Source organism: Nitratireductor sp. J20-h4 (genome assembly GCF_056780505.1).
In genome coordinates, this window is the sequence record NZ_CM165557.1 from 2246165 (window position 1) to 2257873 (window position 11709).

Annotated in this window: 11 protein-coding genes; 5 read left to right on the top strand and 6 right to left on the bottom strand. The window is 66.0% G+C overall.

Annotated elements, in window-relative coordinates; all coding sequences use genetic code 11:
• Positions 1-16: 16 nt before the first annotated feature.
• From ACT2B0_RS10975 to ACT2B0_RS10990, 4 genes are all read right to left on the bottom strand, one after another.
• Positions 17-943 carry a dimethyl sulfoxide reductase anchor subunit family protein gene (locus tag ACT2B0_RS10975; protein WP_473464623.1) on the bottom strand — a complete coding sequence of 309 codons (927 nt, stop codon included), beginning with the start codon at positions 941-943 and terminating at the stop codon, positions 17-19.
• Positions 944-1714 (bottom strand): 4Fe-4S dicluster domain-containing protein, encoded by a 771-nt coding sequence (locus ACT2B0_RS10980; RefSeq protein ID WP_473464626.1) that lies wholly within the window; start codon positions 1712-1714, stop codon positions 944-946.
• Entirely contained in the window at positions 1711-4551 is a 2841-nt protein-coding gene (locus tag ACT2B0_RS10985; RefSeq protein WP_473464628.1) for a molybdopterin oxidoreductase family protein, read from the bottom strand. Before ACT2B0_RS10985 ends, ACT2B0_RS10980 begins: the two co-directional genes overlap by 4 nt.
• 171 nt (positions 4552-4722) lie before the next feature.
• Entirely contained in the window at positions 4723-5154 is a 432-nt protein-coding gene (locus tag ACT2B0_RS10990; RefSeq protein ID WP_473464631.1) for a L,D-transpeptidase, read from the bottom strand.
• A 257-nt stretch (positions 5155-5411) separates the two neighbouring features.
• On the opposite strand from ACT2B0_RS10990, the gene ACT2B0_RS10995 reads away from it, so the two are divergent.
• The 5 genes from ACT2B0_RS10995 to mmsB all read left to right on the top strand — a co-directional run bounded on the left by ACT2B0_RS10995 (position 5412) and on the right by mmsB (position 9196).
• Positions 5412-5843, top strand: coding sequence for a L,D-transpeptidase (locus ACT2B0_RS10995; RefSeq protein WP_348117592.1), 432 nt, complete (start codon positions 5412-5414; stop codon positions 5841-5843).
• A 132-nt stretch (positions 5844-5975) separates the two neighbouring features.
• Entirely contained in the window at positions 5976-6404 is a 429-nt protein-coding gene (locus ACT2B0_RS11000; RefSeq protein ID WP_348117590.1) for a VOC family protein, read from the top strand.
• Between the two features lie 4 nt (positions 6405-6408).
• On the top strand, positions 6409-6825 hold the full coding sequence (locus tag ACT2B0_RS11005; RefSeq protein ID WP_473464634.1) for a cupin domain-containing protein: 417 nt from the start codon (positions 6409-6411) through the stop codon (positions 6823-6825).
• 179 nt (positions 6826-7004) lie between these two features.
• Positions 7005-8180, top strand: coding sequence for an isobutyryl-CoA dehydrogenase (locus ACT2B0_RS11010; protein WP_473464637.1), 1176 nt, complete (start codon positions 7005-7007; stop codon positions 8178-8180).
• A gap of 131 nt (positions 8181-8311) precedes the next feature.
• A complete protein-coding gene (gene mmsB / locus ACT2B0_RS11015) occupies positions 8312-9196 on the top strand; it encodes a 3-hydroxyisobutyrate dehydrogenase (RefSeq protein WP_473464639.1) in 885 nt (294 codons plus the stop codon).
• Between the two features lie 339 nt (positions 9197-9535).
• Here the strand turns inward: mmsB and ACT2B0_RS11020 are convergent, their stop codons facing one another.
• Positions 9536-9949 carry a carboxymuconolactone decarboxylase family protein gene (locus tag ACT2B0_RS11020; RefSeq protein WP_473464642.1) on the bottom strand — a complete coding sequence of 138 codons (414 nt, stop codon included), beginning with the start codon at positions 9947-9949 and terminating at the stop codon, positions 9536-9538.
• A gap of 96 nt (positions 9950-10045) precedes the next feature.
• Positions 10046-11425, bottom strand: coding sequence for an aspartate aminotransferase family protein (locus ACT2B0_RS11025; protein ID WP_473464644.1), 1380 nt, complete (start codon positions 11423-11425; stop codon positions 10046-10048).
• Positions 11426-11709: the final 284 nt, after the last annotated feature.

Below are 11709 nucleotides of genomic sequence, written 5' to 3' on the forward strand. Positions count from 1 at the left end.
TGGCCCCCGGCCCGGTTCACCCGCCGTAATAGTTCATCACGCTGTGCCGTGCCTCGGCGAAGAACAGCCAGCGCTCCACCAGCAGCCCGGCCGCGTAGGCCCAAAGCGCCAGGAAGGCGAAGACCGGCCAGCCGATGCCGCCCTCGGCCGCAAACAGGGCCGCGCTTGCGAGCAAGACGATCGGCACCGCCCCGCCGAGGCCGAAGGCGATGGCGGCCAGCTTGCGGGCATGCTTGCGCGCGATGCGAAAGCCCATCTCGCGGGTGAGGTAGTTTTCGTTGCCGTGCGGCCGTTCGAGCAGCCGCACCCGTCCGAGCGCGCCGAGCCCGGTCGCGGTCTCCGGCGTCGAGCCCGATGAAAGCGCGCCCAGGCGCCGGCGCCAGGCGAGTTTCGTTCCCCAGGCAAGGACAAGCAGAACCAGCGCGAGCACGGCCGTCAGACCGGCATTTCCGCCGCCGAGCGCGGCGAAAAACGTCGCCAGCACCGCGCCGCCGGCAGCCGCAAAGGCCAGGAACGCGGCCGGCGTGAGCGGCGTGTGCCAGGCCTCCACGGTCCGCAGGGAGGCATAGATCATCGCCGTGCAATAGACCGTCGCCGCGCAGCCGAGCGAACCGGCCAGTCCGGCGGGCCAGGAATGGCGGCTCTCGAAGAGCGTGACCCAGGCCGACAGGCACAGCGGCGCGAAGGTCGCGATCGCCAGCACGCCCTCGCGCGACAGCCAGCTCGAGCGCCATTGCGACAGGGCGCGCCACGCCCGTTGCGGGTTGCCCAGATGCAGCGTCGAGGCCGACAGCCCGACCGAGATCAGGCCGAGGGCAATCACATGCGCTGCCTTGGTCGCCAGCGCGGCGGGATCGAGCAGGCCGAAACCGAGAAAAAACGCCAGCCCGTAGCCAAGGCCCGAACTGGTGGTGAAAACGATGATCGACAATGCGGGATGCATTCAGATCTTCTCCAGCATGGTGTCGATCCAGGCAAGAAAGCCGGTCGCGCCGCCGGTGTCCTCGCCGGCAGCCGGTCCGGCCGGCGCATGGGCGGCGAGCGTGGTGCGCGGCCGCGGCGGCAGATATTTGTTGACCGGCCGCGTGCCCTGCTCCGGCATCAGATCGATGCCGCCGCGCGCGGCGACCATTTTGGAGACCTGCGAGCCGGGATCGCCGAGATCGCCGAAATGGCGCGCATTGGCCGGGCATGTGCGCACGCAGGCCGGCACGCGGTCTTCCTCGCGGAAGGTCTCGTTGTAGATGCGGTCGACGCACAGCGTGCATTTCTTCATCACGCCGGCGGCCAGGTCCATTTCGCGCGCGCCATAGGGGCACGCCCAGGCGCACAGCCCGCAGCCGATGCATTTGTCCTCGGCGACCAGCACGATACCGTCCTCGGCCCGTTTATAGGAGGCGCCGGTCGGACACACCGTCACGCATGGCGCCTCCTCGCAATGCAGGCAGGATTTCGGAAAATGCACGATGCGCGCCTCGCCCGCCTCGCCGACCAGTTCTCCGCCTTCCGGCACGATCTCGAACGTGTGGATGCGGTTGAGCCAGGCGCCCGAGACATGTTCGCCATAAGGGTCCTGGTCCGACAATGCCGCGCCGTAGCCGCCGGTGTTCCACTCCTTGCAACTGACCACGCAGGCATGACAGCCGACGCAGATGTCGAGATCGATCACCAGACCGAGTTTGGTGGCGGAAGGCTGCGAAGGCAGCGCCGTCATGAGCTCCACTCCTGACCGTATCGTAATTCGTCCGGCGCCTCGCCGAACCGTTCGACGGCGCGAAATTGCGGCTCGGAATGCGCGCCCGGCTCCGCCTTTTCGATCCTGACGCGCAGATCGTACCAGGCGGCCTGGCCGGTGACCGGATCGGAATTCGACCATCGCAGCCCGTCGCCCTTCGGCGGCAGCAATTCGTGGATCAGGTGGTTGAGCAAGAACCCCTTCTTTGCTTCGGGCGCGTTCTCATCCAGCCCCCAGGCGCCCTTGCGCTTGCCGATCGCGTTCCAGGTCCATACCGTCGCGCCGTTGACGGCTTCCATCCGCGCCACCTCGACCTTGATGCGCCCGTGCGGCGAGATCACCCAGGCCCAGTCGCCATCGGCCAGCCCGGCCGCGTCGCAAACCGCGCCCGGCACGTAGAGCGGGTTGGCGGTATGGATCTGCCGCAGCCAGGCATTCATCGAGCCCCAGGAATGATACATCGCCGCCGGGCGCTGGGTGATGGCGTGCAGCGGATAGCGCTCGCGGTCGATCGCCGCCTCCTCCAACGGCCGGTACCAGCCCGGCAGCGGGTCGAAACTGGCCAGGATGCGGGCGCGGTGCGTTTCCGGCGCGACCGGTTCGCGCAGACCCTGCGCCGAAAGGCGGAATTTTTGCAGGTTTTCCTGGTAAAGTTGGAAGATGACCGGCTGCGGCTGGTCGAAAAACCCCATTTTGACAGCGAAATCCTGATAGGCCCGGTTGGCGTGCTTGAAATAAAGCGCTTCGGCCGGGACTGGATGGGCGAAGAACGAGCCGTTTTCGATATAACGCTCGAGCTGTTCCGGATTGATCGCGCCGCGCCCTGCCCGGTCGCCCTGCGTGCCGCGAAATCCGGCCAGCGGGCCGATGCCCGGCCGGCGCTCGTGGCGCACGATATAGTCGGCGTAGTCGCGGTAAAGCGGCGTGCCGCGCGCGTCGACGAAACCCGGCAGTTTCAACCGCGCGCCCAGATCGAGCAGCACCGACTGGAAACCGCGTACGTCCCGGTCGGGCTCGACCACCGGCCAGCGGATCGCGTCCTGGACGGCGTCCGGTTCCGAGATCGGCCTGTCGAGCATCGAAATGCAGTCATGCCGTTCCAGATAGGTCGTGTCGGGCAGGACCAGGTCGGCATAGGCCGTCATCTCGGAGGCATAGGCATCGGCGACGATGATGCGCGGAATGCGGTATTCGCCCGTCTCCGCGTCCTTGTCCTCCAGCATTTTTATCACGCCGGCGGTGTTCATCGACGAGTTCCAGGCCATGTTGGCCATGTAGAGAAACAGCGTGTCGATCGGATAGGGATCGCCGGCATGGGCATTGGCGATCACCATATGCATCAGACCATGCGCTGAAATCGGCGCGTCCCAGGAAAACGCTTTGTCGATGCGCGTCGGCTGCCCGTTCTCGTCGATCAGAAGGTCCTCGGGCCCGCGCGGAAAGCCGAGATGCGGCCCGGCCAGCGGCTGCTCGGAGCCGAAATGCTCGGCCCGCCCGTGCGGGCGCGGATGCGCCTCGACCGGTTTGGGATAAGGCGGCTCGTAACGGAACCCGCCCGGACAGTCGATCGCCCCGATCAGCACCTGCAAGAGATGCAGCGCGCGCGCGGTCTGAAACCCGTTCGAATGGGCCGAAATGCCGCGCATGGCATGAAAGGAGACCGGCCGCCCGACGAAACCGTCATGGCGCTCGCCATGCATGTCGGTCCAGGGCTGGTCGACGAAGATTTCCTCCTCGAAGGCGACCCGCGCGATCTCGCCGGCAAGCCCGCGGATCGTCTCCGCCGCAACCCCGGTTTCGGCGGCGACCGCATCGGGTGCGTAAGCCGCGTCGAGATATTTTTCGGCCAGAAGCTGAAAGGACGGCCGCGCGAACCGCCCGTCGGCAAGCTCGTAGCGGCCGGAAAGCGCCGGCCGCGCGCCCTTGAGATCGTGATGAACCGCCTGCTCGGTCACGGTTTCCCAGATCAGCGCCCGGCCCTCGCGGTCGCGCGCGAAAAGCCCGTGCTCGGCCTTGCCCGGCGCATCGACGACCAGCCACGGCGCGTTGGTGTAGCGCACCAGATAGTCGATATCGATCTTGCGCGTGCGCAATAATTCGTGGACCAGCGCCAGGATCAGAAGCCCGTCCGTGCCGGGACGAATGCCGATCCAGTTGTCGGCGATGGCCGAATAGCCGGTGCGCACCGGATTGACCGACACGAAGCGCGCGCCACGGCTCTTAAGCTTGGAAATGCCGAGCTTGAGCGGGTTGGAATCGTGGTCTTCCGCGACCCCGAACAGGACGAAGAGCTTGGTACGTTCCCAGTCCGGCGCGCCGAATTCCCAGAACGCGCCGCCAATGGTCATGATGCCGGCCGCGGCCATGTTGACCGAGCAGAACCCGCCATGGGCGGCATAGTTGGGCGTGCCGAACTGCTGCGCCCAGAAACTGGTTAGCGCCTGGCTCTGGTCGCGGCCGGTGAAGAAGGCGAGTTTTTTCGGGTCCGTGCGACGCACCGACCCCATCCACTCGGTGGCGAGCCCGAGCGCCTCCTCCCAGGAGATGCGCCGGAACTGGCCGGAGCCGCGCGGCCCGCTCCGCAACAACGGCCCGTCGAGCCGCGCCGGCGCGTAATGCTGCATGATGCCCGCCGACCCCTTGGCGCACAGCACGCCGCGATTGACCGGGTGATCGCGATTGCCCTCGATATAGCGGATCCTGCCATCCTTGAGATGGACGTCGATGCCGCACCGGCAGGCGCACATATAGCAGGTGGTTTTGCGCGTTTCGTCGCCGACCGGATCGGACAGCGCAAGGCGTGGTTGCGGACTCATGGACACTCCCTTTCGCGGAAGTCTTATACAAGACTCAGGCACAAGGGAATGGACGACACCGGCACTTTTCACGACAAAACCGACGATCCTGCGCGCGCCGCCAAAATCCTGACGAAAAGACGCCGCGCCGCCTGGCAGGCGACGCGGCGCGCGATCGGGGAGGATTGATCGTCAGTTGACCACGACGATGCGTGTGTTGCCGGGCCCGACCTGTTTGACCAGCGCGTAGAGCTTGGCCGCATTGTCGGTGCGCAGGCGCACGCAACCATGCGAGGCCGGCTGGCCGAGACGTTTCACGGCATTGGTGCCGTGAATGGCGTAGCCGCCACGAAAGAAGATCGAGTAGGGCATCGGCGACATATCGTATTTGCGCGAATACCACATCCTGTGCATGCGGATCGGCCGATACTGGCCGCGCGGCGTGACGTAGCCCCTGCGCGCCGTCGATACCTTCCAGCGATAAATCACCCGGCCGTGCTTCTTGATCGTCATGGTCTGCGCCGAGACGTCGACTGTCGCCACCAGGCCTGCAGCCATGCCGCTCCCGCTCGCCGCCAGCACCAGCGCCACGGCCGAAAAGACAGTGAGTACCAGCTTCTTCATGCGCTCAACCCCAAGCCACTTTACCCGATTCCAGCGTAAATCGGGCTTCGTGAACGGTAAGTGAACAGTTTTACAGAGGCCGCCGGCCTGAGACCCCAGGATAGGCTCGACACCTTGACGTTACGGCAACCCTGTGGACAAGCTGTGGACAGGCCGGCGGCGAGGTCTAACGAAAAATTGAAGGGTCGATAACGGGAAGAAAACGTCAACGCGTTATAGGCTGTTGAAATTGTTTCAGTATGGGCGGGGTCAAGTTCATGTTGCGCTATCTGCTTTCCTTGGTTTTTGTCGGTTTCCTCGTGCTTGCCACGCCGGCGGACGCACACGCGGTTCGGCTGGAGGCGCGGGTCGACCTGTCTTCACAGACCATGACCGTCGTGCACCGTGGTGTGGTCAAATATCGCTGGAAGGTCTCCACCGCGCGGCGCGGCAAGGTCACGCCGGTCGGCACCTGGCGGGCGAAATGGCTTTCGCGCCATCACCGCTCGAGCCGCTACAACAATGCGCCGATGCCCTATTCGATCTTCTATAACGGCAATTACGCCATTCACGGCACCAATGCGGTCAAACGCCTTGGCCGTCCGGCCTCGGCCGGCTGCATCCGGTTGCATCCCTCCAACGCCGCGATCCTGTTCCGGCTGACCCAGCGCGAGGGGCTGAAGAACATGCGCGTGGTGGTGCGCCGCTGACCACGGCCGGCGCAAGGCTTTGAACGCGCCGCCGGTTCCCTGCGGCCCCGGCGGGCGAAGGTAACATTTGTTCAAGACCGGCAGCCCGGCGTCTGCGATGGATGATCCCGTCGCAACGCCAGGAGGACGGCCATGCAACCCCCTACCGCCATCGAAGCCCCGCGCATCTTTCCCGCCATGCGCTTTCGCAACGCCGCCAAGATGATCGATTGGCTGTGCGAGGCCTTCGGTTTCAGCCTACACGCCAAATATATGGACGGCGACACGGTCGCCCACGCCCAGCTCGCCTTCGGCTCGTCGATGATCATGTGCGGCGACATGCGCGACAACGCCTATGGCGATCTGGTCGGCGTGCCCGACAGCGCCGGCGGCAAATCGCTCTACATCGCCGTCGACGACGTCGATGCGCTGTGCGAACGGGCCGCCAGGGCCGGCGCCGAGATCGTGGAGGGGCCGGTCGAGCGCGATTATGGCAGCCGCGAGATCATCTGCCGCGACCCGGAGGGCAATATCTGGTCCTTCGGCACCTACTGGCCGAAAGCCCACGAACCGGCGGAGTGAGGCGATGGAGGACACCACTGCCCTGCCGGCCGGCGCGGTCGTACTTGGCCCTGGCGAGGGCCGCGGCTACGACATGCCGACAATGCGCGCCGTCTTCAAGGCCGACGGCGTGGAGAGCGGCGGTCGCTTCAGCGCGTCGGAATGGTGGCTCGCTCCCGACAGCGCCGGCCCGGGCCCGCACAGCCATGCCGACAATGACGAGGTTTTCTACGTCACGGAAGGAACCGTTTCGATCCGGGTCGGGGACATCTGGGTCGAGGGCGAACAAGGCGCGTTCGTCCTGGTCCCGGCCGGCGTCACGCACGATTTCAAGAACCGGAGCGATCGGCGCGCGGGGCTGTTCAACGTGTTTTTGGCCGGCACGTTCGAGCGCGACATGCCGGCCATTGTCGAATGGTACGCCCGCGCAAAAAGAGCATAGCGCCGCGCACCGGACGCATGAGCGACGCGACGCGGGCCGCCCCCCCCGGCTTTGCCAATATCCGCAACCCGGATGCGCGCAGGCGCACATCGGATTGTCACGCGTTTTGTTGCGCGGTCTCCGCATTGGTCTAGATTGGCTCTTGCACAACGGATCAACGCCGTTTCCGGGAGGACGAGATGGACGCGATCGTGGAGGCCGCCGCAGGCCAGTTCGAACTCAACGAGGACCAGCGCGCGATCCAGGAGATGGCGCAGAGCTTCGCCGCCGACAAGGTCGCCCCGCACGCGCTCGACTGGGACCGCGACGCGCATTTTCCCGCCGACGTGATCCGCGAGACCGGCCCGCTCGGCTTCGGCGGCATCTACGTCAGCGACGATGTCGGCGGCTCCGCGCTCGGCCGCCTCGACGCGGTGCTGATCTTCGAGGCGCTGGCCCATGCCTGTCCGGGCTTTTCCTCCTTCATTTCCATCCACAACATGGCCGCGTGGATGATCGACATGTTCGGCGATGACGCCCAGCGGCAAAAATTCCTGCCCCGCCTGTGCTCGATGGAGCTGCTGGCGAGCTATTGCCTGACCGAGCCGGGCTCGGGCTCCGACGCGGCCGCGCTCAAGACCCGGGCCGTGCGCGCCGGCGGCAATGGCAGCGATTATGTGCTCAACGGCACCAAGCAGTTCATCTCCGGCGCCGGCGGCAACGATCTTTACGTGGTGATGGCGCGCACCGGCGAGGACGGGCCGAAAGGCGTGTCGACCTTCGTGGTCGAAAAGGACACGCCGGGGCTTTCCTTCGGCAATGACGAGCGCAAGATGGGCTGGCACATGCAGGAGACGCGCCAGGTCGTGTTCGAGGACTGCAAGGTGCCGGCCGAAAACCTGCTCTCCGGCGAAGGCGCCGGCTTCAAGATCGCCATGGCCGGGCTCGACGGCGGCCGCCTTAACATTGCCGCCTGCTCGCTCGGCGGCGCGCAGGCCGCGCACGAAAAGGCGCTTGCCTATGCCGGCGAGCGCAAGGCGTTCGGCAAGACGCTCGACCAGTTCCAGGCGCTGCAGTTCAAGCTCGCCGACATGGAGACCGAGTTGAGCGCGGCCCGGCTCATGCTTTACGCCGCCGCCTCGCGGCTCGACCGCAAGACCCACGACGCCTCCAAATGGTCGGCGATGGCCAAGCGTTTCGTCACCGATGCCGGCTTCGAGGTCGCCAACGAGGCGCTGCAGATCCATGGCGGCTACGGCTATCTGCACGAATACGGCGTCGAGAAGCTGGTGCGCGACCTGCGGGTTCACCAGATCCTCGAAGGCACCAACGAGATCATGCGCGTCATCATCGCCCGGCACCTGGTCGGACGATAGCCGGGCCGCGTCTGCCGGGCCGGGGCCGCGCCGGGTATGTCGGTGAGGTTTCCCGCCGACGCCGCCGCCCTTGCGCGCCGTTCGCCATCGACCGACTATCCGTATTTCGCATTTCCGGAGGAGACCCCGACATGACCACCATCGCCTTCATCGGCCTCGGCAATATGGGCAACCCGATGGCCGCCAATCTCGTCAAGGCCGGTCATCAGGTCCGCGGCTACGACCTCGTGACCGACAATCTGGCGGTGGCCAAGGAAAACGGCGTCACCATCATGGCCAACGCGGCGGCCGCGGTGAAGGACGCGGACGTGGTCGTCACCATGCTGCCGGCGGGCAAACACGTGATCGCGGTCTACCAGGACGTGGTGCCAGGCGCGCGCGCCGGCACGCTGTTCATCGATTCCTCGACCATCGACGTGGAGTCCGCCCGCAAGGCGCACGCGATCGCCGAGGAACACGGCATGCTGTCGGTCGACGCGCCGGTCTCCGGCGGCACGGCGGGCGCGGCCGCCGGCACGCTGACCTTCATGGCCGGCGGCGCCGACGCCGCCTTTGCCAGCGCCGAGCCGATCCTGGACCCGATGGCCGGCCGCGTCGTGCATTGCGGCGGGCCCGGCGCCGGCCAGGCGGCCAAGATCTGCAACAACATGATCCTCGGCATTTCGATGATCGGCGTGTCGGAGGCTTTCGTGCTCGCCGAAAAGCTCGGCCTGTCGCACCAGGCCCTGTTCGACGTTGCCTCGACCTCGTCGGGACAATGCTGGTCGATCACCTCCTATTGTCCCGTGCCCGGCCCCGTGCCGGCCTCGCCGGCCAACAAGGACTACAAGCCCGGTTTCGCCGCCGCGCTGATGCTGAAGGATCTGCGGCTGGCCCAGGAGGCCGCCGCGGCCGCCGGCGCCGTCACGCCGATGGGCGCGGAAGCCGCCCAGCTTTATGCGCTGTTCAACGCCCGGGGCCATGGCGACGACGATTTCTCCGGCATCATCAATTTTCTGCGCGGCGACACCGATTGAGCCGCGCAAGCAGCGGCGATCGCCCCGCCAAACCGTCCCGTCGTGCGATGCAATCCCGCGGCGGAAAATTTCCCAGACGCCTTAACCGGAAAAAATGCCGAATTTAGACTTGCTTAAGTGCTTGCTAACCGCGCGGTAACGATGTCGGGCTAGAACGGTTCACGAGGCGGTTGCGCAAGGCCGCCCCCAGCTCCGGATCAGGTCTCGCGTACCGGAGCCGTACGTTTCGCAAGCGTATCAGTTATCGCGAAATGCCTGCGTATCCTGCAAAACCGCGTTCCTCCCGCCCGGAAGAACGCGGTTTTCGCATGCCTCGTCCGTGCTTTGCCGGCCCGGCCCTTATCGGCCCTCTGGCAAGAAGGCCGGGTCGACCGGCGGGCGCAAACCGTTGGCGAGCCGGTTGGTCTCGTTGGCCATGCCGACCACCGCGAGCAGTTCCATCAGCATCGCCTCGTTCATGCCCTTGGCGCGCGCGGCGGCAGTGTGCGAATAGCTGCAATATTCGCAGCCATTGGTCGCCGACACCGCGACATAGATCAGTTCCTTGGTCAGCGGGTCGAGAGCGCCGGGCGCCATCACCGCCTTTAGCCCCTCCCACACACGCTTCAGCTGTGCCGGATCGTGCGCCAGCACCTTCCAGAAATTGTTGATCCAGTCGGTCTTGCGGGTCGCCATGATGTCGTCATAGACGGTGCGAACCTCCGGCGAGGCGTCCGCGTAGTCGATGGGTTTGACGATCGGCGGATTGGCCATGAACATGCTCCCTTCCATGCAAGGCTCGTTTTCCCGCGCGCCCCGCGCCTGCCCCTTGGTTGCCGGGGAAAGGACGGGGCGCACGGGCACCTTTTCCTAGGTTCCGCGCAGGTCGCGCGCGGCCAGGTCGAGCGCCCTTGCGATCCGCTCGCAGGCCATGTCGATCGTCTCCCTGGTCCAGATCAGCGGCGGCGACAGGATCATCGTGTCGTTGACGGCCCGCATCATCAGCCCGTTGGCGATCGCGTGGTCGCGCACCAGGGAGGCGGCGCGCCCGACCGGGTCGAACCGCGTCTTGGTCTCTTTGTCCTTGACGATCTCGATCGCCGCCAGCAGGCCGAAACTGCGAACCTCGCCGACGAGCGCATGATCGCCGAGCTTTTGCCTCAAAGCCTCGCCCAGATACGGTCCGGTATCCTCGGCCACCCGCGCGATCAGCCCCTCGCGTTCGATGATTTCGAGGTTCTTCAACGCCACCGCGCAGGCGACCGGATGGCCGGAATAGGTGTAACCGTGAAAGAACTCGCCGCCCTTTTCGACCAGGGTGGTGGCGATGCGGTCGCCGACCAGGAGCGCCGACAGCGGCTGGTAGCCGGAGGTGAGCGCCTTGGCGGTGGTGATCGTGTCGGGCTCGATGCCCATCGACTGGGCCGCGAACCAGGCGCCGGTGCGTCCGTAACCGGTGATCACCTCGTCGAGCATCAGCAAGACATCGTATTTGCGGCAGATGCGCTGGATCTCGGGCCAGTAGCTCGCCGGCGGGATCTTGACCCCGCCCGCCCCCATCACCGGCTCGCCGATGAAGGCGGCGACTGTGTCCGGCCCCGCCTCCAGGATCGCGTCCTCGAGCGCCCGCGCCGCCCGCAGGCCGAATTCGTCGTCGCTTTCGCCCGGCGCGGCCAGTTCGTAGGCATAAGGCGGCATGACATGGACGATGTGGGGCACCGCGCCGTGCAACTGGTCGTGCATGGCCGCCATCCCGCCCAGCGACGCGCCGGCGATCGTCGAGCCGTGATAGGCCCAGTCGCGCGAGATCACCCGGTTCTTCTCCGGCCTGCCTTCCAGCGCCCAGTAGTGGCGCACCAGCCGCAGCGCGGTGTCGTTGGCTTCCGAGCCCGACGAGCCGTAAAACACCTGGCTGATGCCGTCGGGAGCGAGTTCGGCCAGCTTCTTGGCCAGCAGCACCGGCGTCGGCGTGGAACAGCGGAAGAAGGCGTTGTAGTAAGGCAGCTCCTTCATCTGCTCATAAGCCACCTCGGCGAGTTCATCCCGGCCGTAACCGACATTCACACACCAAAGCCCGGCCATGCCGTCCAGGATCTCGTTGCCGTCCATGTCGTAAACGAACGGCCCGTCGGCGCGGCTGATGATGCGGCTGCCGGCGGCGCGCAGGTCCTTGTGATCGGTGAACGGATGCAGATGATGCGCGGCGTCGGCCTGGCGAAGCTGCGCAAGCGAATAATTCTGATAGGTCATGGCTTTGTCATCCTTGCTTGAATCGATCCGGCAGCAAGCCGGTGGCGAATTCAGGCAAGGCCGGGCGGCGAATAGCCGATACGCGCGCACAGCCGCAAAAGCTCGGCATGGCGCGTTCGGGGCGACGGCGTGATCGCCGCGCACGCGGTCTGCGATTTCAAAGGCGAAGCCTGCATGATCGCAAAAGGATGCCCGAGATCGCGCGCGCCTTCAAGCGCCGCTACGGCTGCTTGGGCGACCGGAAGGGCAATGTCGCATTTGTCTTGGCGACAACCCGCCGCGAT

What these genes read in the sequence shown, in the direction of transcription:
- ACT2B0_RS10975 (WP_473464623.1), bottom strand. Translation starts at nt 943, where the DNA reads ATGCATCCCGCATTGTCGATCATCGTTTTCACCACCAGTTCGGGCCTT.
- ACT2B0_RS10980 (WP_473464626.1), bottom strand. Translation starts at nt 1,714, where the DNA reads ATGACGGCGCTGCCTTCGCAGCCTTCCGCCACCAAACTCGGTCTGGTG.
- ACT2B0_RS10985 (WP_473464628.1), bottom strand. Translation starts at nt 4,551, where the DNA reads ATGAGTCCGCAACCACGCCTTGCGCTGTCCGATCCGGTCGGCGACGAA.
- ACT2B0_RS10990 (WP_473464631.1), bottom strand. Translation starts at nt 5,154, where the DNA reads ATGAAGAAGCTGGTACTCACTGTCTTTTCGGCCGTGGCGCTGGTGCTG.
- ACT2B0_RS10995 (WP_348117592.1), top strand. Translation starts at nt 5,412, where the DNA reads ATGTTGCGCTATCTGCTTTCCTTGGTTTTTGTCGGTTTCCTCGTGCTT.
- ACT2B0_RS11000 (WP_348117590.1), top strand. Translation starts at nt 5,976, where the DNA reads ATGCAACCCCCTACCGCCATCGAAGCCCCGCGCATCTTTCCCGCCATG.
- ACT2B0_RS11005 (WP_473464634.1), top strand. Translation starts at nt 6,409, where the DNA reads ATGGAGGACACCACTGCCCTGCCGGCCGGCGCGGTCGTACTTGGCCCT.
- ACT2B0_RS11010 (WP_473464637.1), top strand. Translation starts at nt 7,005, where the DNA reads ATGGACGCGATCGTGGAGGCCGCCGCAGGCCAGTTCGAACTCAACGAG.
- mmsB (WP_473464639.1), top strand. Translation starts at nt 8,312, where the DNA reads ATGACCACCATCGCCTTCATCGGCCTCGGCAATATGGGCAACCCGATG.
- ACT2B0_RS11020 (WP_473464642.1), bottom strand. Translation starts at nt 9,949, where the DNA reads ATGGCCAATCCGCCGATCGTCAAACCCATCGACTACGCGGACGCCTCG.
- ACT2B0_RS11025 (WP_473464644.1), bottom strand. Translation starts at nt 11,425, where the DNA reads ATGACCTATCAGAATTATTCGCTTGCGCAGCTTCGCCAGGCCGACGCC.